24 protein-coding genes are annotated in these 25,255 nt (G+C 43.1%); 9 read left to right on the top strand and 15 right to left on the bottom strand.

The genetic code is table 11. The annotated features are described in order from the left end of the window. Nucleotides 1-10 precede the first annotated feature (10 nt). From Q0590_RS02320 to Q0590_RS02300, 5 genes are all read right to left on the bottom strand, one after another. Nucleotides 11-1,303 carry an MFS transporter gene (locus Q0590_RS02320; RefSeq protein WP_302035860.1) on the bottom strand — a complete coding sequence of 431 codons (1,293 nt, stop codon included), beginning with the start codon at nucleotides 1,301-1,303 and terminating at the stop codon, nucleotides 11-13. 83 nt (nucleotides 1,304-1,386) lie between these two features. Further along, complete coding sequence (locus tag Q0590_RS02315) at nucleotides 1,387-2,322, bottom strand: alpha/beta hydrolase (RefSeq protein WP_302035859.1); 936 nt, start codon at nucleotides 2,320-2,322, stop codon at nucleotides 1,387-1,389. Between the two features lie 66 nt (nucleotides 2,323-2,388). After that, complete coding sequence (locus tag Q0590_RS02310; protein ID WP_302035858.1) at nucleotides 2,389-3,504, bottom strand: 5-methyltetrahydropteroyltriglutamate--homocysteine S-methyltransferase; 1,116 nt, start codon at nucleotides 3,502-3,504, stop codon at nucleotides 2,389-2,391. 42 nt (nucleotides 3,505-3,546) lie between these two features. Then, nucleotides 3,547-4,296: an alpha/beta fold hydrolase gene (locus Q0590_RS02305; RefSeq protein WP_302035857.1), complete on the bottom strand. Its 750-nt coding sequence runs from the start codon at nucleotides 4,294-4,296 to the stop codon at nucleotides 3,547-3,549. Between the two features lie 141 nt (nucleotides 4,297-4,437). Next, nucleotides 4,438-4,839 (bottom strand): hypothetical protein, encoded by a 402-nt coding sequence (locus Q0590_RS02300; RefSeq protein ID WP_302035856.1) that lies wholly within the window; start codon nucleotides 4,837-4,839, stop codon nucleotides 4,438-4,440. A gap of 117 nt (nucleotides 4,840-4,956) precedes the next feature. Here Q0590_RS02300 and Q0590_RS02295 point away from each other — a divergent pair, with 117 nt between their 5' ends. The 3 genes from Q0590_RS02295 to Q0590_RS02285 all read left to right on the top strand — a co-directional run bounded on the left by Q0590_RS02295 (nucleotide 4,957) and on the right by Q0590_RS02285 (nucleotide 8,502). After that, nucleotides 4,957-6,660, top strand: coding sequence for a helix-hairpin-helix domain-containing protein (locus Q0590_RS02295; protein WP_302035855.1), 1,704 nt, complete (start codon nucleotides 4,957-4,959; stop codon nucleotides 6,658-6,660). 51 nt (nucleotides 6,661-6,711) lie between these two features. Next, a complete protein-coding gene (locus Q0590_RS02290; RefSeq protein ID WP_302035854.1) occupies nucleotides 6,712-7,143 on the top strand; it encodes a YybH family protein in 432 nt (143 codons plus the stop codon). A gap of 72 nt (nucleotides 7,144-7,215) precedes the next feature. Beyond that, complete coding sequence (locus tag Q0590_RS02285; protein ID WP_302036279.1) at nucleotides 7,216-8,502, top strand: metal-dependent hydrolase family protein; 1,287 nt, start codon at nucleotides 7,216-7,218, stop codon at nucleotides 8,500-8,502. Nucleotides 8,503-8,590: 88 nt separating this feature from the next. Here the strand turns inward: Q0590_RS02285 and Q0590_RS02280 are convergent, their stop codons facing one another. Continuing rightward, nucleotides 8,591-9,145 carry a ferritin-like domain-containing protein gene (locus Q0590_RS02280; RefSeq protein ID WP_302035853.1) on the bottom strand — a complete coding sequence of 185 codons (555 nt, stop codon included), beginning with the start codon at nucleotides 9,143-9,145 and terminating at the stop codon, nucleotides 8,591-8,593. A gap of 246 nt (nucleotides 9,146-9,391) precedes the next feature. On the opposite strand from Q0590_RS02280, the gene Q0590_RS02275 reads away from it, so the two are divergent. After that, nucleotides 9,392-10,282 (top strand): hypothetical protein, encoded by an 891-nt coding sequence (locus Q0590_RS02275; protein WP_302035852.1) that lies wholly within the window; start codon nucleotides 9,392-9,394, stop codon nucleotides 10,280-10,282. Nucleotides 10,283-10,535: 253 nt separating this feature from the next. Here the strand turns inward: Q0590_RS02275 and Q0590_RS02270 are convergent, their stop codons facing one another. The 4 genes from Q0590_RS02270 to Q0590_RS02255 form a co-directional block, all read right to left on the bottom strand. Then, nucleotides 10,536-10,733 carry a type II toxin-antitoxin system antitoxin gene (locus Q0590_RS02270; protein ID WP_302035851.1) on the bottom strand — a complete coding sequence of 66 codons (198 nt, stop codon included), beginning with the start codon at nucleotides 10,731-10,733 and terminating at the stop codon, nucleotides 10,536-10,538. 184 nt (nucleotides 10,734-10,917) lie between these two features. Next, on the bottom strand, nucleotides 10,918-11,796 hold the full coding sequence (locus Q0590_RS02265) for an SPFH domain-containing protein (RefSeq protein ID WP_302035850.1): 879 nt from the start codon (nucleotides 11,794-11,796) through the stop codon (nucleotides 10,918-10,920). Between the two features lie 170 nt (nucleotides 11,797-11,966). After that, nucleotides 11,967-12,206: a CsbD family protein gene (locus tag Q0590_RS02260; protein WP_366970290.1), complete on the bottom strand. Its 240-nt coding sequence runs from the start codon at nucleotides 12,204-12,206 to the stop codon at nucleotides 11,967-11,969. A 193-nt stretch (nucleotides 12,207-12,399) separates the two neighbouring features. After that, complete coding sequence (locus tag Q0590_RS02255; protein WP_302035849.1) at nucleotides 12,400-15,054, bottom strand: valine--tRNA ligase; 2,655 nt, start codon at nucleotides 15,052-15,054, stop codon at nucleotides 12,400-12,402. 464 nt (nucleotides 15,055-15,518) lie between these two features. On the opposite strand from Q0590_RS02255, the gene Q0590_RS02250 reads away from it, so the two are divergent. From Q0590_RS02250 to Q0590_RS02240, 3 genes are all read left to right on the top strand, one after another. Next, nucleotides 15,519-16,214, top strand: coding sequence for a CoA transferase subunit A (locus tag Q0590_RS02250; RefSeq protein ID WP_302035848.1), 696 nt, complete (start codon nucleotides 15,519-15,521; stop codon nucleotides 16,212-16,214). A gap of 181 nt (nucleotides 16,215-16,395) precedes the next feature. Next, a complete protein-coding gene (locus tag Q0590_RS02245) occupies nucleotides 16,396-16,725 on the top strand; it encodes a four helix bundle protein (protein WP_302036277.1) in 330 nt (109 codons plus the stop codon). A 47-nt stretch (nucleotides 16,726-16,772) separates the two neighbouring features. After that, a complete protein-coding gene (locus tag Q0590_RS02240) occupies nucleotides 16,773-17,429 on the top strand; it encodes a 3-oxoacid CoA-transferase subunit B (RefSeq protein WP_302035847.1) in 657 nt (218 codons plus the stop codon). Nucleotides 17,430-17,461: 32 nt separating this feature from the next. Here the strand turns inward: Q0590_RS02240 and Q0590_RS02235 are convergent, their stop codons facing one another. Together Q0590_RS02235 and Q0590_RS02230 are read right to left on the bottom strand one after the other, a co-directional pair. Further along, nucleotides 17,462-17,935: a hypothetical protein gene (locus tag Q0590_RS02235; protein WP_302035846.1), complete on the bottom strand. Its 474-nt coding sequence runs from the start codon at nucleotides 17,933-17,935 to the stop codon at nucleotides 17,462-17,464. 67 nt (nucleotides 17,936-18,002) lie between these two features. After that, complete coding sequence (locus Q0590_RS02230; RefSeq protein WP_302035845.1) at nucleotides 18,003-18,314, bottom strand: YciI family protein; 312 nt, start codon at nucleotides 18,312-18,314, stop codon at nucleotides 18,003-18,005. Between the two features lie 255 nt (nucleotides 18,315-18,569). Between Q0590_RS02230 and Q0590_RS02225 the strand changes: the two genes are divergently transcribed. Further along, a complete protein-coding gene (locus Q0590_RS02225; protein WP_302035844.1) occupies nucleotides 18,570-18,935 on the top strand; it encodes a DUF6249 domain-containing protein in 366 nt (121 codons plus the stop codon). A gap of 36 nt (nucleotides 18,936-18,971) precedes the next feature. Here the strand turns inward: Q0590_RS02225 and Q0590_RS02220 are convergent, their stop codons facing one another. From Q0590_RS02220 to Q0590_RS02210, 3 genes are read right to left on the bottom strand one after another with little or no spacing between them, the layout of a single operon-like run. Then, nucleotides 18,972-20,489: an MBOAT family O-acyltransferase gene (locus tag Q0590_RS02220; protein ID WP_302035843.1), complete on the bottom strand. Its 1,518-nt coding sequence runs from the start codon at nucleotides 20,487-20,489 to the stop codon at nucleotides 18,972-18,974. Nucleotides 20,490-20,548: 59 nt separating this feature from the next. Beyond that, the gene (locus Q0590_RS02215; RefSeq protein ID WP_302035842.1) at nucleotides 20,549-21,826 is read right to left on the bottom strand and encodes a GDSL-type esterase/lipase family protein; all 1,278 of its coding nucleotides are present in this window, start codon (nucleotides 21,824-21,826) and stop codon (nucleotides 20,549-20,551) included. Then, on the bottom strand, nucleotides 21,804-23,351 hold the full coding sequence (locus Q0590_RS02210; protein ID WP_302035841.1) for a GDSL-type esterase/lipase family protein: 1,548 nt from the start codon (nucleotides 23,349-23,351) through the stop codon (nucleotides 21,804-21,806). Before Q0590_RS02210 ends, Q0590_RS02215 begins: the two co-directional genes overlap by 23 nt. 572 nt (nucleotides 23,352-23,923) lie before the next feature. Between Q0590_RS02210 and Q0590_RS02205 the strand changes: the two genes are divergently transcribed. Then, nucleotides 23,924-25,159 (top strand): sensor histidine kinase, encoded by a 1,236-nt coding sequence (locus Q0590_RS02205; RefSeq protein WP_302035840.1) that lies wholly within the window; start codon nucleotides 23,924-23,926, stop codon nucleotides 25,157-25,159. Nucleotides 25,160-25,255 lie beyond the last annotated feature (96 nt).

The following is a 25,255-nucleotide window of genomic DNA, read 5'->3' as shown; positions in this document are numbered from 1 at the left end:
TGCTTATCTGTTAACTCACTCCACTTGATTTAATTAAAAAAGTGGCTATGCCGGCAACTATGGCCGGCAGGGCAAAAATGATAAAGTTCATGGTCATGTTTATATCCATTCCGATGAGTACCCCTCCCAGTAAAGGTCCTACTAACGCACCAATTCTTCCCGCACCAATGCCCCAGCCGATGCCAGTAGTACGTACTTCCGTCGGGTAAATTCGGGCGGCTACGGAATACAGCCCTACAAAACCGCCTTGTATGGCAAAACCAATAAATCCGAATAACACCAGAATAAATGCTGACCCGGAAAATGCACTAAAGGTCATCATCAATAGGGCTGAACCGATCAGGAACAGGCCAATAACTTTCCGCAGGCCGAATCTGCCGGATAAGTATCCTTGTGTAAGAATGCCGGCGAAGGAACCCATATTAAAAACTGTTCCGGCGTAAATGGCCAGCTCCAGGCTCAAACCTGTGTTCGCGGCCAGTTTGGGTATCCAGCTGGTAAGAAAGTAAAGGGTAACAAAGGACATAAAAAATGCTACCCATAAACCAATAGTAGCCCCTTTTCTATCGGCTGTAAACAGTTCTTTTACCGATGCTCTGGATGCCTGTTGTTTTACTTCCGGCAAATGGCTGAGAGGTTCCAGGCCCATTTTGCCAAGTATGTGATTTGATTTTTCCAAAGCATTTTTGGGGCGGGTCTTGAACAGAAAATCCAGAGACTCGGCCAGTAAGAAGTATATCAAGGGAATAGTGAAAGCCGTTGCTAAACCGGCAAGCTGATACATCGTGCGCCAGCCATACACTGGAATAACTTCGGCTGCTACCAAGCCAGACAAAAAAGCACCCATGGGGTATCCACTGATGACCAGGCTGACCCAGAAATCTTTGGTTTTGTTTGGGGTATATTCAGAAGCCAAGGCAGGCGTACTGGCTAACATCGAACCAATGCCCAATCCGCTGACAAACCGGAATAACATCAATTGCGTAATTGATTGGGCATAAGCTGTGGCAAAAATACTGGCTCCCATCAACGCGGCGCTTAGTAAAATCATGGGCTTCCGTCCGATAACATCCGTTTTGGGTGCCAGAAATACGGCGCCTACAGTCATTCCCAGCAATCCGGCACTGAACACCACTCCCAGGGCTTCCGAACTTACAGACCATTCTTTAGCAATAGAGGGGGCCGTATAGGAAATAATAAGTACATCCATGCCATCGAGCATATTCATCAAAAAGCAGATGAATATGGTGGAATATTGCAGCCAGCTTAAACTCCGGTGATCTAGTATGGTTTTAATATCCATGAAGGAGAGTATTGTTTGCTATGTATGCTTGGGAAAGTTTGATTAATCAATTCTGAAGGTGCACTGTATAGATGTACTGCTCTCTAACCTTTTACTTTTACTGCTTCTTTCTTTTTCTTTGCCTTTTGTGCATTGAAAAAAGCCACCATTTCATTGGTATATTGATCAAGCCACATTCCTTCGCCATGGCCTGCGTTGGGCACAATAATCAACCGGCTTTGTACTCCTTTTGCCTGTAGGGCATTATGCAATAAAATGCTTTGGCAATGAGGTACAATTTTATCTGCGTCTCCGTGCAGCAGCAAGAATGGCGGATCATTCTGGTCGATATAAGTGATGGGATTAGCTAAGGCACACATGTCATCGTTTTGCTGTATGGGCCCACCTGTAAGCGTAGATTCTGGTGAGTCCGCGGCATCATGTGAAAAGCTGCTGCCACAGGAATCCATTACCTGAAAGGTGCTCGGGCCATACCAGTCTACCACAGCATCTATCCGGCTGCTATGTTTGGTGAAGCTGCCTACTTTCCCTTCTAAGGACAAACTTTTGGTGCCAATAGTATGTCCTTCTATTCCGCGGGTGGTACCCATCATCGCGGATAAATGTCCTCCAGAAGAATCTCCGGTAATGCCAATAAAGGTAGTATCGAGTTGGTAGTTGGAAGCATTGGCCCGGATAAATCGGACGGCCGCTTTTACATCATTGATCTGAGCTGGAAAAATGGCTTGCCGGCTGGATCGGTGATTGATAGCTACTACGGCATAGCCGTTTTTTAGCATGGGTATTCCCATTTTCTGGTAGGCTTGCTTCTTGGTATTGTTTCCAAACCAGGCACTCCCGGCTATAGTAACAATGATTGGATACGGTGCTTTGCCGTTTTCTGGAAGGTAAATATCCAGGCGGTGGCCGGTAAGCGTATCGCCTGCATAGTTTACATCCAGCCATTGTTTGGACAATTGACTATAAAGACTACTGCTTATCAGCAAGAACGCCCCCAGGAAGGTGAATAAAATTTTCATTGTAACGTAGTCTATGGAAAAAATGGATTGGATAAATAGCTGTATAAACAACACAAATCAGGGTGGTTAACTTTCTCCCCATACTTTGATGGCTGTATTTACGACCAGCTCCATTTTCCGCCACTGATCGTCATGTGTTAGGTCGTTGCCGTGGTGGGTACTGCTGAAACCGCATTGCGGACTTACACACATATTTTCTAAAGGCAAATACCGGGCAGCTTCATCAATCCGTTCACGCAGATCATCTATGTTTTCCAATTCCCGTACTTTGGAAGAAATAATACCTAGCACTACCACTTTATCTTTAGGAACAAACCGGAGTGGAGCAAAGTCGCCGCTCCGTTCATCGTCGTATTCCAAAAAATAAGCATCTACGTTGATATGGTTGAACAGCACCTCTGCCACTGGTTCGTAGCCTCCTTCAGCAAACCAGGTACTGCGGTAATTTCCCCGGCACAAATGGATGCCTACTGTTAAATCGTCGGGCCGGTTATCAATCACTGAGTTAATAAGAGCTGCATAGGTTCTGGGTAGTTCATTGGGATCTTCTCCGCGTTCCCTGGCAGCAGCCCGCATCTTTGGGTCGCAAAGGTAAGCCAGATTGGTATCGTCCAGTTGCAGATAGCGGCACCCTGCCCGGTACAGCGCAGCGATTTCCTGCTTATAACTTTCGCTCAGGTCATGGAAAAATTCATCCATATCCGGATACGAATGAATATCTATGGCTTTGCGGCCACCCCGGAAATGGATCATGGTAGGAGAGGGGATAGATACTTTGGGTGTTTGGGTAGTTATAGACTTCAGGTAAGTAAAATCAGCTACCTGGATATCTTTTACATGCTTGATTTTGCCGGTTACACTGAGTTTGGGAGGCGTAAATCCATCCTGGGCTGCCTTCGCATTGGGGTTGGCTTCAATTTCACCACTAACCGTTACACCGGCCAGTTCCTTTAGAAAGTCCAGGTGAAAATAATCTCTCCGGAACTCTCCATCCGTAATGGATTTTATTCCGATAGATTCCATTTTCTTGACGGTTTCTGCAATGGCTTTGTCCTCTATCTCCCGGAGTACTTCCGTAGGAATTTCGCCTCTCTTCCATCGTAAGCGGTTTTCTTTTACTTCCTTTGTCCGTAAAAGGCTTCCTACCTGATCGGCTCTGAAGGGTGGTTTTATTTTATACATAAATAACAGGCAGCTTGGCTTGGGGTTAGAAAATACGTATGCTTATTTATTGGCATTCAGTAACTGGGCAAGTTCTTCTACTTTAGACCATTGAGGATTGTGGTCGGCACTCATCTCCAGTACTTTCCAGCCTTTTTGCTTAGCCCGCTGAGAGGAAGTAAAAAAGCTATCTTCTTCAGGCTTTTTGCCAGGATCTACCGTGAGAATATATACGGCAGGTAGTTTTTTGGCTGCTGCATTTTTCAGCGAAAGAGGTTCAGTCAGGGTATTTAATGGGTGAGGTACATCTCTTGGATACGGCTGATCTGCTTTCACCCATGGGGGCACCAGCATGCCGTCTTTACTCATAGCCATCATCCGTTCAAAGCCAGGCCCTTGAATGGATTTTACACTTTCGCCATCATTAGGCACAAAGGCATCCAGATAAATGAGTTTCCGGATACGGTCTGGCACCCGGTCGGCTACACCAGTAATCACCATGCCGCCATAGCTGTGGCCAACTAAAACAATATCTTTAAGCTCTTCGAAAAGAATCGTGTTGACTACATCGTTGATGTGGGTGCTCAGGTTTACCGACTCAGAAGCCAGATGCACGCGTTCCCCCTGGCCAGTAAGAGACGGGCGGTAAACAGTGTGGCCTTGAGCTGTTAATAGAGAATCTGTCTTTTTGAAGGCCCAGCTTCCACCCCAGGCTCCATGTACAATAACGTAGGTAGTAGGTTTAGTCTGGGCGTAAGCATACCAGCCAACAGAAAGAATGAAAGCAAGGACAAGCAGAATGCGTTTTTGCATGTTAATAAGATAGAGTTGTGTTTTCCTACTATCATAAACATAATTTCTATGACATGCAAAGACTCAGGCAACTTTAATACTACCTGACTAGAGAAGAAGCCGTGTACAATCTGTCCTGCAAAGCTGATCTACCAACATAAATTACTTTGAATCTATCCGCCTCACCTTCAGCATATCTTTCGATAAGTCCACAATTTCCATTCTGTAGGAAGATGGTTGTCCGTCTCGCAGGGTGATTTTTACTTCCCGGTCTCCCGCTTTTTCCCATTTGCCGGTTGTCTGTACATTTACATCTACCGGACCAATATCTGATTGAATAAAGGTGCCATCTTTACGGAATTCAAATCCTTTGCGGCCGCGGGATACCGGAAAGCTATATTTTTTGTTGCGGTATACTTCTATACCTTCGGCGTCTTCTTCGTGCAGGTGAGTCCACTGCTGATACAAAAAAGCCGGATTTATCTCCTGTTTGCATTGCTGAGCTGTTAAGCTAATTACCAGCACCATCCAACAACCTAGTATTCTTATGGTTTGTACGAACATATACATTGACATCTGTTTTTTTGAGGAAAATATCCTGCAGATAATTATACGCAATAGTGCAAAGCTTAAACCAAATTCTGTATATTTTTACCTCGCAAATCAAAAATAAAATCACCTTTGGAAAATTCAGCTATCATACGTGCTTTAAAGCTGGCCGCTCAACTAATGGAGTTGCACGAAGAAAATCAATTCAAGATCCGCTCGTACACCAATGCCGTATTTGCCCTGGAAAAGTTAGATATAGACCTGGCAGGCATGCCTGTAGATAAACTAGCCAGCCAGGAGGGAATCGGCAAAAGTATTGCCCAGAAAATACATTCCCTGAATGAACAAGGTAGCTTTGAAGAGCTGGATAATTTGCTGGCCATAACGCCGCCAGGTGTACTGGAAATGATGCGGTTAAAAGGAATAGGTCCGAAAAAAATCCGCACCTTGTGGAAAGAACTGGGCCTGGAATCTACCGATGCACTGCTGGAAGCTTGTGAGAACAACCAGGTAGCTAAACTGAAAGGCTTCGGCGAAAAGACGCAGGAAAACATTAAACAAGCCTTATTATTCAATCAGGCAGCTGTTGGCAAACTCCACTATGCCAGTGCCGAACCAGTTGCTGCAGACCTGCTGAATCTATTGAAATCGAAGGGCTGGCAGGCGGCCATTACCGGGCAAATGGCCCGCAAAACGGATATTGTAGAACTACTGCAACTGGTAGTGGCTACCGATAAACCATCGGAGGTACATGCCTTGCTGGACAGCTTACCAGAAGTAGAAAAAAATCAGAAAACATCGTCGCCTTTTGCCTGGCGGGGTAAACTGGAAGCAAGTGGACTGGCTGTAGAGTTCATTATGGCCCCCTCAAATAGATTCATCAATCAGGCATTTATTCATACGGCAGTTCCTGCTCATTTATGTTATACAGATGCTTCCGGTAAAAACCTCTTGCAGATAGCCAAAAGCCATTCCTTTGATTCGGAAGAAGCTATTTATCAGGCAGCGGGCTTGCCCTATATTATCCCCGAACTCCGCGAAGGATTACATGAGTTTGACCTGGCTAAGCAGGATAAATTGAAAGATTTAGTGCAGTATGAGCACTTAAAAGGTATTTTACATAACCATTCTACCTACAGTGATGGCAAGCATACGCTGGAGGAAATGGCTGTTTATTGCAAAGAACTGGGCTTTGAGTACCTGGGCATTTCCGATCACTCTAAATCTGCTTTTTATGCCAACGGATTGTATGAAGAAAGAGTACGCAAACAGCACGAAGAAATAGACCGCCTGAATAAGAAATTAGCGCCTTTCCGCATTTTTAAAGGCATAGAGTCCGATATTCTGCACGATGGTTCACTGGATTATGAACCTACGGTATTAGCAAGTTTCGATTTTATTGTGGCCTCTGTGCATTCCGGCCTCAAGATGGATGAGCAAAAAGCTACACAACGGTTAATTAAAGCCGTAGAAAATCCTTACACTACTATCCTGGGGCATCCTACTGGCAGACTTTTGTTGCGCCGGGAAGGCTATCCGATCAACCATAAAAAGGTAATTGATGCTTGTGCAGCTAATGGCGTAGTAATTGAAATAAATGCCAATCCCTGGCGGCTGGATATGGACTGGCACTGGCTGCCGTATGCGTTGGAAAAAGGAGTAATGATTAGTATTAATCCGGATGCACATGAAAAAGATGGGTATCATGATATGGTTTATGGCCTGTATGTAGCCCGCAAAGGTGGTCTGCCCAGGCAAATGACCTTTAATGCTCTTTCAGCGGAGGAACTAGGAAGGTATTTTGTCCAGAGAAAAGAAAAGCTCATTCAAACATAGTGCACAAGAAAATTCGATACTGATTTCTTTACTCTTTCATTTCCTTCTCTTATGAAGTATTCTATTTTCTTATTACTCTTCCTGTGGTTTGGGCAAAGTAGCTTTGCTCAAACCTCTACAGATAAACAAGCCATAGCACAGGTATTAGAAACACAAATAAGCAGCTGGAACAAAGGCGACATACCAGGGTTTATGCAAACCTACTGGAAATCCGATTCCTTGAAGTTTATTGGTAAAAATGGAATCGTTTATGGCTGGCAAAACACTTTGGATAGATACCTAAAAAATTACCCGGACGCAGCTTCCAGAGGTACCTTACGGTTTGAAATCCTCAGTGTGGATCTGATCAGTCCAGATGCTGCCTTTGTGATAGGAAAGTTTTTTCTAACCCGTCCGCAGAAGGGGGATGCCAATGGCCATTTCAGCTTGCTTATGCGGAAAATGCAAGGTAAATGGCTCATTGTTGCCGACCACTCCAGTTAATTGTTTACATTCCAATAATCTATCAATTCAAAAGCATAGTATTTTCCTTACTCCTGTATGACACACCTGTACCTGAAAAGAATTTACCAACTCCTGTTTGTTTTACTGCTGTTGTATTCTCCGGCTGTTTCTGCTCAGCAAACGCTTATTTATTGTGGCCGATTAATAGATGGTCTTCAAAATCAAGTACAATCAGAAGCAACCATTGTGGTGCAAGGCAATAAAATTGTACGCGTAGATAAAGGCTACACAAATCCGGCGACTACTGACAAGGTAATAGACCTGAAAACGAAAACCGTGATGCCAGGCTTTATCGATTGCCATGTGCATCTGGAATCGGAAACAAACAAAAACCGCTACCTGGATAATTTTACCATGAATACAGCCGATAGAGCCTATGAAGCTGCGGTCTATGCACAAACTACCTTGCTGGCAGGCTTCACGACGGTGCGGGACATGGGCGGTAGTGGGGTAAATGTATCACTGCGGAATGCGATTAACAAAGGCATTGCCATAGGACCAAGAATTTATACTGCTGGAAAATCCATTGCTACCACTGGCGGCCATGCCGACCCAACCAATGGCTACCGCAAAGACCTGATGGGCGACCCAGGCCCTGCAGAAGGCGTTGTTAATGGTCCGGATGACTGCCGGAAAGCAGTCCGGCAACGGTATAAAGATGGCTCAGACCTGATTAAGATTACGGCTACTGGTGGGGTATTAAGTGTGGCAAAAGATGGTTCCAGTCCACAGTTTACAGAAGAAGAGATCCGGGCTATTGTAGAAACAGCTAAAGATTATGGGTATAAAGTAGCTGCTCATGCCCATGGAGCAGAAGGCATGAAACGGGCTGTGCGGGCAGGAGTAACCTCTATTGAGCATGGCACGTTGATGGATGATGAAACTATGGCACTGATGAAAAAAATGGGTACCTATTATGTGCCCACCATCACAGCCGGAAGAACCGTGGCCGACTCCGCTAAAATTCCTAATTACTACCCGGCGGTGATTGTACCGAAAGCCCTGTCCATTGGGCCACAGTTGCAGGCTACTTTTGGCAAAGCTTATAAAGCAGGTGTAAAAATAGCTTTTGGTACAGATGCCGGGGTATTCCGTCATGGACGTAACGGAGCCGAATTTGAGTATATGGTAGAGGCCGGTATGCCGCCCATGGCTGCCATTCAATCTGCTACGGTAGTGGCGGCAGAGCTATTAGGGGTGAAAGATCAACTTGGCAGTGTGGAAGCTGGAAAGATGGCAGATATAGTAGCGGTAAATGACAATCCCTTACAAAACATCCGCACTTTGCAGCAAGTAACTTTTGTGATGAAGAATGGGGTAGTGTATAAGCAGGAATAAGATACTTGGATGTATAAACTAAAAAGCTTGTATCATCCGAAGACAGATACAAGCTTTACCCCTCACTAGTTAATTATAGGTTACTTACTTATAAAGCGGCATCACCGGTGGCAGAAAACCCGGGTGTATTCAGATTGTTGAAGCTGTTGCTGTCGCTATCTGTTGAGTTATTGTTGGTATTGTACCGGTAAGAATCTCCCAGATCTTTCATGTTTTTCAACTCATTATACGCCTTCAACGAAGCTGCTTTTTGCTTGTCGATCGCCTGGCGGATTTCAGGAGGAAGTGTGCCACTGTTCAGGGCATCGTCATAGGCTTTTAATGCCCATTCTTCTCCATAAATATTTGAATCAATAATGGCTTTTTCATCGCTGCCGGTAAAGGCGGCTTTTACGTCCATCCATTGTCTGTAAAATTTTCCTTTAATAGTAGTATCTCTTTCCGGATCGCCGCCGTAGCTGCGGATATGGCTGTTGAGTTCATTGGCAAAATCAGCACTCTGGCTGGAAAGCCGGCGGTAATAGGCTTGAAATTCAGAGTTTTTGCTTTCTCTTACTGCTCTTTCGTATCCTTCCCGACGGTCGTTAATAAATTCTGTTAGCTCTTGTAGGGTATCCACAATGTTTTCGCTGGTAGAGGCCATAGTTGTATAAGGTTAAGGTTTATGTGTATACCTACAAACGGTAATTACAAAAAAGAGTTAGCCCTACCTGGCAGCTTTATCAGACATTTTGTTAATCTGCTTTTCGCAGGTATTAATTCCTCGCAAATGGCCTTCTATGAGCAAGATCATCTTTGCAGCTAAGGTTCCTCAGCTGATTTGCTTTGAATAAAAGGTAGCTTTAGTAAATTTTTACTATCACCTGTCTTTGCAGCCAAACTCGTCTATATGAAAACAATTTATGTGCCCACCAGCCCCACGCATAATGCTGCTTCTGCTTTCAAGTTTGCTACCTGTTTAGCATCAAAAATGCCAGCAGACGTACACGTATATCCGTTAGAAAATGAAGCCTTTGCGCTTGCTGAACAATACGGTGGATTTATCGAGAAAATAGAAGCGTTGCCCCTTTCAGAAGCTGATTACCGGCTGGCATCTGCAGATGTAAATAGAACCACTAGCCAGGCTCAGAAAACACACAGAACCAGGTTTCCTTGCCTGGAAGCAGATCTTATGGTGATAGACGCAGCTTTTGTGAGAGGTAAATATAAACTAGCCATGAAAGCAGAACATAAGCAATCAAGTGGTAGTGCTTGTGAATTTATGATGGATGATTTTGCGGAAGGTACAAAAGGCGCTTGTGCTGCCCATGAATTGCCTTTGCACCCTGAAATAGAAACCTTATTGCTACAGACACACTGTCCGGTATTAACGGTGGCTCATTCACCCAAAACGGCTGCTCTCAACACAGTGGTTTTTGTAACAGATGGCGAAGAGGGGCCACAACCTTTAGTTACTTTATTAGCCCAGTTACAGCGCATTTTCATGTTTAAATTGCATTTACTACACATTAACCGGTATTTTCATCGCCAGCCAGTTATCCAGGTAATGAATACCATGCGGGAACTGGCTAACTCTTATTCTCTGATTAACTATCAGCTCCATGTTGTAGAAGAGTATACCTATGAAGCAGGCATCATCCATTTTCTGAAGGCAGTACACCCAGATATGCTGGCTTTGCCTATTGACGGACATAAAATTATTTCCCGGTTATTGGAGGAGTTTTTCACAGATTCGCCTGCTACAACTCAGGTACCTTACTTACTCAGCTACAAACTATAAGTAAGCCTGCTGAAAATACCCTTTACCGGATTCTGACACTTTCTGTAAGACAGTTAAAGTTGTGTGAAGGGGCAAATTTTCCTTGAATTGCATCCTCTCTTCTACCGTAGGCAGTCCATCATTTGTGCCATTTATTATGGGCATGGCTGACATATCTAGTGCTATGGGATGAGAAGTGCCCAGCAAAATAAGCTTACCTATTGGATGATAGAACGGGGCAAAACAGCGGCTTTTATGAATCTACCGGCTGAATTTACGTATCTTCATTTTCAGGATTGCTTTTTTCTTGCTCCCTATTGCTTTTTGGTTCACGTCCATTTTCTTTCAGTGCTCTCATTAACAGGTATTCTATCTGGCCATTTACACTCCTGAATTCGTCTTCTGCCCATTTTTCCAGCTCCCGTAAGGTTTCAGGATTGATCCGCAATACAAATGATTTCTTCTGCGCCATTGGCTTTATTCATCGGGTTAATAAAGGCACTATGCTCTCCTTGGGTAAGATGTATGTTGAGCAAATATGCTCAACACAGTGAACAATCCGGGACTACCAGTGCCTTTTAACAAATGGATTACTAACTTGCTTCAAAATAGAGAAACCTGTTAGGTTCTAAAAACCTAACAGGTTTAAGCCTATGTTAATGATGGAGAGTGCCGGCATTGAGTATGGGATGTACGGCCTTTTCTCCACAAAGAACTACTAATAAATTACTTACCATTGCTGCTTTCCGTTCTTCGTCCAGGTTTACAATTTGCTTTTCTGAAAGCCTGTCCAGAGCCATTTCTACCATCCCTACAGCCCCTTCTACAATCTGGCGCCGGGCAGCTACTACAGCTATAGCCTGCTGGCGTTGCAACATAGCTCCGGCAATTTCAGAAGCATAAGCCAAATGGCTGATTCTGGCTTCTAACACAAATATTCCTGCTCTGGCCAGCCGTTCGTTGAGTTCTAACTCCAATAGTTCGTTTACTTTTTCGGCTCCTGCACGTAGGGTTAAGCCCGGTTCATGATCGTCGTCGAAGGTGTCGTAGGGAAAGGTGTTGGCCAGATGACGTACGGCTGCTTCGCTTTGTATTACTACAAATTGCTGATAGTCGTCTACCTCCAGAATGGCTTTAGCTGTATCTCTCACCTGCCATACAATAACGGCGGCTATTTCAATAGGATTGCCCAGTTTATCATTCACCTTTAAAGTAGATCCATTCAGGTTCCGGGCCCGTAACGACACATTCTTCTTTACCATAAACGGATTAGCCCAGAAAAAGCCATAGTCTTTTACGGTGCCTTTGTATTCCCCAAACAGAATAAGCACTTTTGATTCATTCGGGTTGATGATAAAGAAGCCGGCACAGGTGAACAGGAAAATAAAGCCTACCACCAGGCCGCCAATTACACTAAGCCCTTTGCTGCCCAGCAGGCTAAACGCTGGTATCAATATGGCAAATGCCAATATAAATAAACATACCACCAACATTATATATGCTGATAATGGCCTTACAGTAGTTTCTTTTATCATATTTGTAAAATTTTAATATCATTTTGATATCATAATTATAGTAAAATAAATAATGCCAGTCAAGAGAGAAGTAGCAAAATATGTTGGATGGCTTAGGGCATAAAAAAACGGCTCCGCCTTTTTATGGACGGAACCGTTTTACAAGAATTGGTTTTTAGTTGTTGTTGGTATTATAGGTTAGCTACCCAATTTTTTACATCGTCTACTGTACGGCCTAGTTTCTTAGCAAGTTTTCCATACCATTCTTCCTGTTTTCCTTCGGCATATTCCATATCATCGTCAGTTAGGTCGGCGTACTGCTGACGCATTTTACCTTTCATTTCATTCCAATTTCCTTTTGCTCTCCACTCCGTTGACCTGTCGAACATGCGGTTAGAGTCATTATTCATATTATTATCATATGCATTCATAACTTTAAGTGGTTTTAGTACAACATTTTATTTACATTCTCCTATACGGAACAAGCCTTAGAATGTTACAACGTACGGTAGTAAAGGTATGGAAATGAGCAGTTTATATTATCGCCTTTATAGTATACACATCTGGGATGTATTTTTTGAAATAGGGTAAGAACCGATATAAAACAGAAAAGACGTATTAGCCTTATCTGTTTTTAAGGTCCTGCAATCTTCCCAGTGTTTCTTCCAACGCTTTAATTTTCGCTTCGGCATCTGCCAGTTTCTGCCTTTCGTTGGCCAGTACTTTCTCCGGTGCGTTACTAACAAAGCGTTCGTTGGATAGTTTTTTAGCTACTGAATCGTGGAAGCCCCTGGCATATTCCAGATCTTTCCAGGTTTTCTCAATCTCTTTCTCTACATCCAGTTCTTCTTCCATTGGTACAAAAAATTCATCGCCTTTCACTAAAAAGCTGGTCGCACCAGAGGCTTTTTCCTGTACAAAACGGATAGCAGAAACATTGGCTATTTTCTGAATGCTATTGCTAAACCTGGTATATATTTCTGGATTCTCTGTTTTAATCAGCAGTTCAAAAGCGGTTTTAGGAGAAATCCCTTTGCTATTGCGGATATTACGGACCTGGGTTATCACTTCAAAAACTACACTAGCCTGGGCAATGCTTGTTTCATCTACCTTCCCTGCTGTTGGCCATGTGGCAACAATAATACAATCTCCTTCGGGCCGGTCTCTTAGCAAGTGCCAAACTTCTTCGGTAATAAATGGCATAAACGGATGCGCCAGCTTCATTACCCGCTCAAAGAAGTCAACTGTTGCCTCATAGGTAGCTTTATCGATGGGTTGCTGATACGGCGGTTTTACCATTTCCAGGTACCAGGAGCAGAAATCGTCCCAGATTAGTTTGTACATACTCAGCAAGGCATCCGAGATACGGTATTTGGAAAAATGATCTTCAATTTCCAGCAAGGCCTGGTTAAACCTGGATTCAAACCATTCAATAGCTACGTGGTTGCCATTTAAACCTGTTAGGTTTTCTTCGGGTTTTACCTCCCATCCTTTTACCAGACGCAGGGCATTCCATATTTTATTGCTGAAATTCCGGCCTTGTTCACACAGTTTTTCATCAAAAGGCAGGTCGTTACCGGCAGGTGAACTGAATAGCATTCCGGTACGAACGCCATCGGCCCCATATTGCTCAATTAATTCCATGGGCTCCGGTGAATTACCTAGAGATTTAGACATTTTCCGGCCCAGCTTGTCGCGTACAATCCCGGTCAGATACACATTGCGGAATGGTTTTTCGCCACGGTATTCATAGCCGGCAATAATCATTCTGGCAATCCAGAAGAAGAGAATCTCAGGGGCAGAAACCAGATCGTTGGTTGGATAGTAGTATTTAATATCTTCGTTATCCGGATTTTTGAACCCGTCGAACACCGAGATTGGCCATAGCCAGGAAGAAAACCAGGTATCCAGTACATCTTCGTCTTGCCTCAAATCCTCCGGTTTTAGATTTGGCAGACTATACGTTAACTGCGCTTGTTGCAAGGCTTCTTCTTTCGTTTTGGCTACCACATATTCTCCATTGGGCAGGTAATAGGCCGGTATCCGTTGCCCCCACCACAGTTGCCGGGAAACACACCAGTCTTTTACATTTTCCATCCAGCTGCGGTACATATTTTTGAACTTGGGCGGATGGAGTTTGATAGTGTCGTTCATTACATTCTCCAGAGCAGGGCCGGAAATTTCACTCAGCTTCAAAAACCATTGCAGCGATAATTTTGGCTCTATTACCGCATTGGTCCGTTCCGAATAACCGATATTGCTTTTGTACTCTTCTACTTTTTCTATAAGTCCGGCAGTTTCCAGGTCCGCAGCAATTTGTTTACGAACAGCGAAGCGGTCTAAGCCTACATAGATTTGGGCATTTTCATTCAATGTGCCGTCGTCATTCAAAATATCTACTACCGGAAGTTTATGTTTCAACCCGAGTTCGTAGTCATTCAAATCGTGCGCAGGGGTAACTTTCAGGCAGCCGGTTCCAAACTCCATGGTTACATACTCATCCTGAATAATGGGTATTTCTTTTTTCAGCAGTGGAATCAATACTTTTTTGCCATGCAGATGCGTATACCGTTCATCATTCGGGTTGATACAAACCGCCGTATCGGCCATAATGGTTTCCGGACGGGTAGTAGCAATGGTAACAAAAGTATTGGTATTGTCTGCTAACGGATATTTTATATAATAGAGTTTAGAATTAACCTCTTTGGTAATTACTTCTTCGTCAGACAGGGCAGTTTTGCCTTGCGGGTCCCAGTTTACCATTCGGATGCCCCGGTAAATATGTCCTTTGTTGTATAAGTCTACAAATACACCTATTACTGCCTCGGTCATTACATCTTCCATCGTAAAACGGGTACGGTCCCAGTCGCAGGAGGCACCTAGTTTTTTCAGCTGTTGTAGGATAATGCCGCCGTATTTTTCTTTCCATTCCCAGGCATATTTCAAAAACTCTTCGCGGCTGATAGATTTTTTATCAATACCTCTTTCCTTTAGCATGGCCACAACCCGGGCTTCGGTAGCAATAGAGGCATGGTCGGTACCAGGAACCCAGCAAGCTTCTTTGCCTTCCATCCGGGCTTTGCGGATCAGTACATCCTGAATGGTATTGTTCAGCATGTGGCCCATGTGCAGTACGCCAGTCACGTTTGGCGGAGGAATTACTATAGTAAAAGGTTCTTTGGCAGGGTTGGGTTTAGATGCGAAAAATTTTTGATCCAGCCAGTACTGGTACCATTTGTCTTCTACCGCTTGCGGATTATAGGTTTTTGATAGCTCCATACGTAAATAAATGTGCAAATTTGGAAATGTGCTGATGTGCAAATGGTTACTTAAGCTATATCTGTAAAATTGACTTTCGATTGTAGCTTATATGTAAATCATGTAGCCTGCTTATTACCTTTTCCGTACATTTTTGCAGGCCATTCTCCTACATCAGAATGCAAAACTAATGCTTCTTTTGATATAAAACACGCAGACCTTTGTATAGAAGTATACCAGGATGTGGAAATAATACGGCAACAGCTCATCCTGAGCTATTCACGCAAGAGGCAGGCTGTCTGCATACATCTGTGAGAGTATAGGGTGGCATGGTGAGAAGAAAATAAGAAAGGGAAATGGATTTGTGCTTGATTTATGTTTGATTTGTACTAAAACTATAATTAATTGTATTGAGAAATAAAAATCGATGAGGTTTTTAAAACCATACAGGTTTAGTTCAACCAATCAACAGACGTAAAAAACATATGATCAATAAAGTGATAGAAAATGCGGACAACGCGGTAGCAGACATTCCCGATGGCGCTACCTTAATGCTGGGCGGTTTTGGCTTGTGTGGCATTCCGGAAAACTGTATTGCGGCATTGCTGAAGAAAGGCGTAAGAAACCTCACCTGTATTTCTAACAATGCCGGAGTAGACGACTTTGGTATTGGGCTACTGCTCAAGCAACGACAGGTAAAAAAAATGATTTCGTCGTATGTCGGCGAAAATGAAGAATTTGAACGGCAACTACTATCCGGCGAACTGGAAGTAGAACTCATTCCGCAAGGTACACTGGCCGAACGTATCCGGGCAGGCGGGGCTGGCATTCCGGCTTTTTTCACGCCTGCCGGCTATGGTACAGAAGTAGCCCAGGGCAAAGAATCCAGGGAGTTTCATGGGAAAATGTACCTGATGGAAACCTGGCTGAAAGCGGATTTTGCCATTGTTAAAGCCTGGAAAGGAGACACGGCCGGCAACCTGATCTACAAAGGAACGGCCCGCAATTTTAACCCGATGATGGCTACTGCCGGAAAAATTACCATTGCCGAGGTAGAAGAACTCGTCCCTGCCGGACAATTAGACCCGAATGCCATTCATACGCCAGGTGTATTTGTGCACCGCATTTTCCAGGGCCAACACTATGAGAAACGCATCGAACAACGGACGGTAAGGAGGTAAATTTGAAAATTTGGAAATGTGGAAGTTTGAAAATGGATGGGTGAGGTAGCGTGAGAGGAGGTAGTAAGTGTATAACATAACTAATTTCTATGTTAGTACTGACTGTTTAAGCTGAAAAAGGAGTTGACCAAGTAAATTTACTTTACTATTCACATAATACTATGGATGAGAAAAGGAGAACATAATTGTTAAGTTGAGCTTTGAGTTTGCATTAGATATAATAGAGTTCACAGAATTGCTGGAGGAAAAACGGAAATATGTGATAGCCAATCAGATATTAAAAAGTAGAACTTCCATAGGAGCTAACATCCGGGAGGCGCAAAATGCAGAAAGCAAAATAGATTTTATTCATAAATTTAAAATAGCAGCAAAAGAAGCAGATGAATCAGAATATTGGTTGTTGCTTTGCAAATTTGCCAGGAACTATCCTGAATCTGAGCCATTGTTAAATAAACTCCAGGAAATGAAAAGGATAATTTCAAAAATCATTATTACATCCAAAGCAAGGTAATCATTTCATTTCCACATTTTTAAATTTTCACACTTTCAAATTGAATTATGTTAGACAAACACGGAATAGCCAAGCGAATATCCAAAGAACTGAAAGAAGGCATGTATGTGAACTTAGGCATCGGCATTCCTACACTGGTAGCCAATTACATTCCGGAAGGCATCAATGTCGTGCTTCAATCAGAGAATGGGCTTCTGGGAATTGGACCTTTTCCCCTGGAGAACGAAGTAGACCCGGATTTGATTAATGCCGGAAAACAGACGGTAACCATGCTGCCTGGCTCTTCCTTATTCAGCTCTGCCGAAAGTTTTGCCATGATCCGCGGTGGCCACATTCACCTGACTATTCTGGGGGCTATGGAAGTTTCGGAAAACGGAGATATTGCTAACTGGAAAATTCCAGGAAAGATGGTAAAAGGCATGGGCGGCGCCATGGACCTGGTGGCTTCTGCAGAGAATATTATTGTAGCCATGCAGCATGTGAGCAAATCTGGTGCTTCTAAATTATTAAAGCAATGCACCTTGCCTATTACCGGGCTCAGGTGTGTAAAAAAAATAGTAACTGAACTAGCTGTACTAGATGTGTTGCCCGAAGGAGGCTTTAAACTAGTGGAGCGGGCACTTGGGGTTTCTGTTGAGGATATTAAACAAGCTACCGAAGGTAAGTTGATAATAGAAGGAGAGGTGCCAGAAATGCAGGTTTAAATTACTCAATATCATTTCCCGTTTACTGCATGTTAATTCACACACCCAAACTTTTCAGTCCAGCAAGGTGCGGGTGTTTCTGGATTAAACAACTCATTCATATAATATGTTCTATATAGAGGGGTGAGTTCATAAGTGGGTATTTTTGTAACACCCATGATGCTTTTAGGTAAATTTCCAGGAAAAGTGTCAAATCGATGCTCCCGCCTGAGCAGACAATGTCCTAATTCGTGGAAAATAACTTTTTCTCTTGCATAAAGATTTGACCACCAGTAAGCTGTTGTATCCAGTTGTATTATATCTTGCCTGAATGGCAAATACTGACGTATATATTTACCATTGACTGCATTTCCTTCTCTGTCTTGTAGATAATCTACAAATGTAATAACAAGCCTAGTAGTATCTAGTACAATCCCCCTTTGTTTGGCTTGTGCTATAAATTCTGTTAGATGCGGTTTTATTTGAGGTGGTATACCAGGTGAGTAATTGTTTATACCGGCTTGCATAATTAAATACATGCTGCAAAGCCACCCGCATTTAATTAGTCGCATTGATACAGATCAGTGGTTTACTTTACAACTGTACACAGCGGAAAGGTTTTATTTCTATTTTCTGCCATACATTGCCTGTTACATAGGGGTCATTGTGCAGCCACGTATCCAGTTCTTCACGGGAGGGAAAGGCAACAATTACCACAGAACCCGTCATACGGCCATTTTCATCTAGCATGGCACCTCCTTCAATAAAATGGCCATCGGCTTTCAGTTTACGGGTATTTTCCAGGTGTGCTGGGCGGGCAGCCATCCGGCGGTTCAAGGCATCGGCATCGGTGCCATCATACGCGATTAGTACATATTGCTGAGTCTGCGTGGGTGCTTGTGTCATAGAAATTTCCTACTGGCAGGTACATAATTGATCAATGCCGAAGATAGGAAAAATATAAAACAGGCTGAAGAAAAATAGGTGTTTTGTAGCGATGGAAAAATAGTTATTTGTTGGAAAGCTTGTATAGCACGCTTAACTGACCAACCTTCCTTAGTTAGCAAAAAATACTATAAAATTCTTTCACCTGCCTGTAACCTGTCAGCTGATCCTGGTATCCTATAGGCAAATACACTATAAAACAAAAACGTTACAATTATGGAAATTCTCATTCCTATTTTAATATCCTTGGGTGCATTTACGATGATCGTGTTCCTGCGGAAGTTTGAAAACGATGAACGCATGGCTATGATCAACAAAGGCATTGACTTTGGCACTAAACGGCGCCGAGTAAGTGCTATTGGTACCCTGCGTTTGGCATTACTGGCCATTGGCATCAGCATTGGATTGTTGGTAGGCAATATTCTGGAAGTAAACATCTCTATACGGGAAGAAATAGCCTATTTCTCTATGGTATTGTTATTCGGCGGACTTGGCTTGTTAACCTCCTACATTATTCAACTGAAGCAGGAAGAAAAGGAGAAAACCTTGGAAGAAAATAAACAACTCTACCAGCCGCTCTAACCAAGGACTTAACCAGTTCTCTGGTAGAGGAATAAATTAGAACTGAAAGTAGATAAAAGGCTGTAAGGCAGATGTTTTTACCTGGTATAGACAGAGAATAATGGCTACAATGATAAAAGCTTTGGCAATATCGGGGGCATACCCCAAATATTCTTCCAGATACTCTTTTAGACCTTTGGGCGTGAAATGGACAATATATCCCAGCAGCATCAACCCAAACACCGCTTTGTAGGAGAATAAAATTTGCGGAATTAATTGCGCCTGGAAGTTAGTAGCAATCTGCGTCATTACCTGTTTGGCTATTTCCAGGTTTTCAGCCCGGAAAAATATCCAGCAGAAGGCCACAAAATGGAAGGTAACAAGCTGTGCAGCAAACTTATTCCAGCCACGGCTCTTTTGGCCTTTGGTACCCCGTACTTCCATCCAGAATTTGTGAAAAGCCAGCCCCAGGCCGTGTAAAGCTCCCCATATAATATATTTTATATGTGCTCCATGCCATAAGCCGCCCAGTAGCATGGTAAGCAGCAAATGCAGGTATGTGCGGAATTTACCTTTTCTATTGCCACCCAGAGAAATATATAAATAATCACGCAGCCAGGAAGAAAGCGAAATGTGCCACCTGCGCCAAAAGTCGGTAATATTTACAGCCTGGTAGGGAGAATTAAAGTTAATGTTCAGCCGGAACCCCAGCAGCAAGGCCAGGCCGATGGCAATATCGGTATATCCGGAGAAGTCGCAATAGATCTGGATGGCATACCCATATACACTCATCAGGTTTTCAAAACCTGTGTAACTGGTAGGGCTTACAAACACCCGGTCTACAAAGTTGGTAGAGATGTAGTCAGAAATAAGTATTTTCTTCACCAGGCCGTTTAAGATCAGGAATATGGCATGGGTGTATTCTTCATCTTTTAGCTGATAGGGTTTATAAATCTGTGGCACAAATTCAGAAGCCCGCACAATGGGACCGGCCACCAGTTGAGGAAAAAAACTTACAAAAAAAGCATAATCCAGGATGTTGTCGACCGGCCGGATTTGATTGCGGTAAATATCAATGCAGTAACTAATGCTCTGAAACGTGTAAAAAGAAATCCCTACAGGCAAAATAATACTGGCAATGTCAATGGAACTGCCAGTTACTACATTGGTCCAGTGAGCCATGTAGTTTACCGGAGTTAGTTGCGTACCAGCAGTATTATTGATAATATCAGCCAGAAAATAGGCATATTTAAAATAGCCTAGCAAGCCCAGATTAATGAACAAACTGAGAACGATATACCACTTCTTCTGGGTTTTTTCCGGGGCATTATATATTTTCCAGCCCAGATAATAATCTACCACGGTAGTGAACAAAAGCAGCACAAAGTAAAAGCCACTGGACTTGTAGTAAAAAAACAGGCTGAACACTAACAGAAACATATTCCGCAATTTCTGTTTGGTGTACAGAAACTGATAGATGAGCATGACACCTGCAAAAAATACCCAGAACAATGAGTCTGTAAAAATCAGCGGGCTTTTTTCATTATAGCTTAATATGTTGCGTAAGGTTTCCAAAGAGTTACGTGTAAGTTTAACTATAAGTAGGTGGTTGGATTAAGTAAACATATATCTCCTCATTCCGGATTTTTCACCGTAATCTTGCTATGTTTGGCTGTGTAAGTAGTATAATCACGTAGTAAAGCCTCATACAACAACTCGCCTTGCAGGACATACCCTTTTTTTGTCAGATGAATTTTGTCTTTAGAAGCAAGCCCACTGGCATACCATTGGTTAATAGACCGCAACCCACCCATGATTTCATAAAAATTCCATACGCCACAGCCGGTTTCTTCTGCCAGGTCCAGTATCTGCTGAGTAGCTTTTGCATTGTTGTAATTGGTGTATTTGCGGGAACGGTAACTGTCTCCAGGTGTTGTGAGCAAGATAGAGGCTTGTGGCGCAGCTTTTCTTATGCGTTGTATAAGGGTGCCATAGTTACGCTTAAAGCCCTTTTCATCAAAGGTAGCCATATAGGCGTCATTGGTGCCCAGAGAAACAATTACCAGATCTGGGTTAAGCACATGCAGATTGGGCTCCAGGGTGGTACGTAAAAAAGAAGCTACCTCAGCACCGTTAATGCCAATGGAATGGTATTGCATGCCCCGGTTGCCACTCTCGAAAGTAAGTCCTTGCAACGTAAAACCTGTTTGAGCAGGATGCGTTTTCTCCAGGCCAATAGTTATCTGATCTAGGGGGGCTTTCAATACATATTCTACAAAGCCCTGGGTATTAACCTCTCTGGAAACAATGCGATCTGCTTCTGTTAGCAGATTTACTGAAAAAAACGTAGAGTCAGCTACATCATAAAAGATTTTAATGCGGCTAATGGGATAAATATACTCCGGATACGCGTTGGGATTAATAGTAAAGGTAGCGGATGAATCACTCGTACTGGCAGTAATGCCGGAGAGGCCCCAGTTACACGTTTTGCTTTTCTCTACATTGCGGCAGCCAGTCCATTGTCCGGTATAGCTTGTTTTAATTGTTACCGGATTGTTGGTGCGCACAGCAGCATAAGGGAATACAAAGCCGCGGCCGGCGTTACCAATTAAGCTATCTTTATAAAAAAGCTCCCTTACCCGCCCACTAAAAATATCAGCCTGTATATGCGAATCGCCGATATGAACTACCCGTACCTGCTGCCGGTGACCTTTAGCTACGGAATCTAAAGCCATATAAAAATGGTGTAATCCGGCAGAAGCATATTGCCTGATACGGTTTTTATCTGTTTTGATAAAAGGATAGATAGAATACGGATGCGTGTTGCTGTAACTGCTGTGTAGGGTAGTAAAGGCAAAGCCTGACAATATGGCTAAACTTAACAATAGTCTAAATTCTGTTCTTCTCTTCATAGGCCATCATCAAGGCTTTGTATAACATTTCAGAAACTAGTCTGGCTCCTTTGGGCGTAAAATGGGTAAAATCTTTATTGGCCAGCGGCGGCTCGGCAAACACCCAGCTAGGCATCGAGTTTTTTCCACCCATAGCTTCGTACAGATCCCAGAAAGCACACCCTGCTTTAAAAGCTGCCCGGCGTTGTGCATCCCTGATGGGCTCAATATTGGGATACGACACATAATCTTCTCCCTCTTTACGCGACATATCCGACACCCCTACCACCAGAATGCTTACCTCCGGAGCCACTGATTTTAGCAGTTCCAGCTGGTTATAGAGCTGCTCTTCATAGAAGCTGAAATTGCTGGTGAGGTAGGGCACAATGTTTACACCGAATTGCAGAATAATAAACTTTACATTTAACTCCTTTAGCTGCTGTTTCAGCAGGTTTTTATTCATGCGGATAAATTCGGTGCCAGAGCTGCCGCGGAAGGGGATATTATCTACCGCAATGCCAGTGTTACAATCCAGGGCCAAGGCATAGAGTTCGGGGCTTTTTTTACTTTTGAAAGAGAGCCGGATCGTTTCAAAATCTTTTTTCAGCCGGTATTTGTATATGCGTAAACTGCCAGAAGAATCTATGTTTTTGTTAACCGTATCGCCAGCCATTGTTACCGATAATTGAAAAGGCGCCCCGGGATTGCGGTAAAGCAGTTTAAGATTTTTAACTTGCCGGCTTCTGCCTTTGGCCATATCAGAAGGCATAAGTTCCAAAGAAACAGGTTCCGCCGTAGAAAAATCAAATTTGCCGTTAGTCGTTGTTTCTTCCCGGGAGTAAGAACTTTGCCCACTGGTAGGTTTAATCTGGCTGAGATGCCTGATCGGGGTATAAGTGTAATAGGTGCCCAGCACGCCATACGAACCGGGTAAAGTCTTGTTGTAATCAGGGCCAAAAGCCAGTGTCCGTGACCAGGCACGGTCGGCGCGTTGCAACAGGGTAAGGCGGGTACCAGAACCATCTACGGCTGGTATCAGCCCAATGCCGCATCCGCCATATTGTTCCTGCAATCTTCTTCTAAGAAAAGACGTAATACGGTCGCCCTCTATCTGCGAATCGCCGTAGTGCAGCACCCGGATCAATTCTTTGGAAGGAAGCGAACTACGCAATGCCTGAAAAAAACCATCTAATACCGTATCTGCCTTTTCCGGAAACTGAATGTGGTAACGGGTCTCCAGCACTTCGGTCGTGTCTGGTTTTACGGGCGCCTGTTGTTTGACAACAGCTGCTTTTGTTTTCTTTTTTTTCTTAGCCGGTGCTGCCTTTTCGGGTAACTCCAGTGGATCGGGCTGGTTAAATTTCTGTGTGATGTCAGATATATCCGCATATTTCACTTCCTGTTTTTCAAAAATGCTGCCTGGGGTAAAAGAGCGGAACGAAATTGTTTCCGTAAGCTTGATCTCAGGAGGCAGAAAGAAGGTAACATTTGCCAGTATGATCAAAATATATCCCAGCAGCAAAAGTGACCTGGAAGGTTTTACCATATACTATACACCTATTTACTTCTACAAAAGTACAAATGATTGTGCTGAATAAAAAAGGTAACCACCCAAAGGATGAGTCAATGGTGCGTGTTCATGTAAGGAAAAAGAGCCAGTATACCAGATGCATCGTTTTTTTATAGACATGTCTGTTATTTTTTTCTGCCATTCCTTATCATTCTTTAACTTTTATTGCGTAAGTATAGTATGTGTCTTTCGTTTTTTCAGTCTCAAATGGGAAACTTGACGGGAGTCATGGCAGCTAAGATGTAAAACGCGTACCTAAAATTTTTTAATACCCTGGATAAAGGCTACCTTTGAATTCAGATAATTTATTAGTTGCGTAGCTATAGAAGCCCAGGTGATGTATGAAGGCTGTTAAATCTTTAGTACTAACTATGCATTTTTTACAGGTTGGCTACCTAATTAAGGCAGGAAGCCTAGTTGCTGTAATTTCACTAGTATACCTATTTGTTCAGATATCAATGTTTGGAAAATTATTATGAGCCATGCGCTTATATGGTATCTTGCCAATATAAAATTATATTCACACCTTGCAAGCAAATAATCATCTATTGGATACAAGACCGGAAATAAAGATTCTGCTAGTTGATGACAGGGAAGACAACCTGTTTTCAATCGAGGCTGTGCTGGAGCAGAATGGCTATACCTTTGTTCGGGCCAATTCCGGCAGGCAAGCATTAAAAATTCTTTTAAAAGAACAGGACTTCTCCTTAATTCTGATGGATGTTCAGATGCCTGATCTGGATGGTTTTGAAACAGCCTCGTTAATTTATGACCGGGAAAAGTTACGGCATATCCCCATTATCTTTATTACGGCCTTTGATTACGGGGAAGATACCATGTACAAAGGCTACCAAAGTGGCGCAGTAGATTATATTTTCAAACCTATTAATCCGGCGCTGCTTAAAGCCAAAGTATCGGTCTTTATAGATCTTTATAAAAAGAACCATCAGCTAATGGCCCAGGAACAACGGCTAAAGGCTATTAATAATGAACTGGAAGAACGGGTAAAAGAACGGACAGAAGAGCTGGTGAATAAAAATGTAGAATTGGAGTTGAAAAACCAGGAGCTGAAAAAAATTAACAACGACCTGGACAACTTTGTATACACTGCCTCTCATGACCTGAAAGGCCCTATTGCTAATTTGGAAGGCTTAATAACTATTCTCAGCAAAAAAATAAAAGACAAGATCGGGCAAGACGAGCTGAACTTGTTCAACATGATTACTACTTCTATCTCCAAGTTCAATAATACTATCCGCGACCTTACTGAAATTACCAAAGTGCAGAAAGATTTTAATGAAGAGCTGGAATGTATTGCATTTGGAGATATTGCCGAAGATATAAAAAGAGATATTCAAAAGCTGATTCATGAGTCGGGGGTAACTTTTACAGAAGAATACACTGTACCTGATATATTGTATGCCAAAAGAAACCTGCGGAGCATTTTGTACAATTTGCTGACCAATGGTATAAAATACCGATCGCCGGAAAGGCCAGTCCACCTGTATGTTAAAACATATACCGAAAGTCCGTATGTAGTGCTATCTGTTCAGGATAATGGCCTGGGATTAAGTTCTGCCCAACAGTCGAAATTGTTTACCATGTTTAAACGGATGCATACCCATGTAGAGGGCTCCGGTATTGGGTTGTACATTGTGAAGCGGATTATCGAAAACAATGGCGGCAGAATAGATGTAGAGAGTGAACAAGGAAAAGGCACGATGTTTAAAGTCTATTTTAAGCCCATCGAAGAGAAAGTGGTCAGTTCCTCTGAAAGTGCGTAGTTTTTCGCTATACATGCAGGCAAATGGTAGCCCTGGAAGTGTGGAAGATTCAACCAGTGTATGAAAGAAGCTGGATTACCTTCTAATGGCGCACCC

The organism is Rhodocytophaga aerolata, assembly GCF_030503435.1.
GTDB classification, from domain to species: domain Bacteria; phylum Bacteroidota; class Bacteroidia; order Cytophagales; family 172606-1; genus Rhodocytophaga; species Rhodocytophaga aerolata.
Note: the sequence above shows the minus strand (reverse complement) of the source record. Positions and strands in the feature narration are given on the sequence as shown.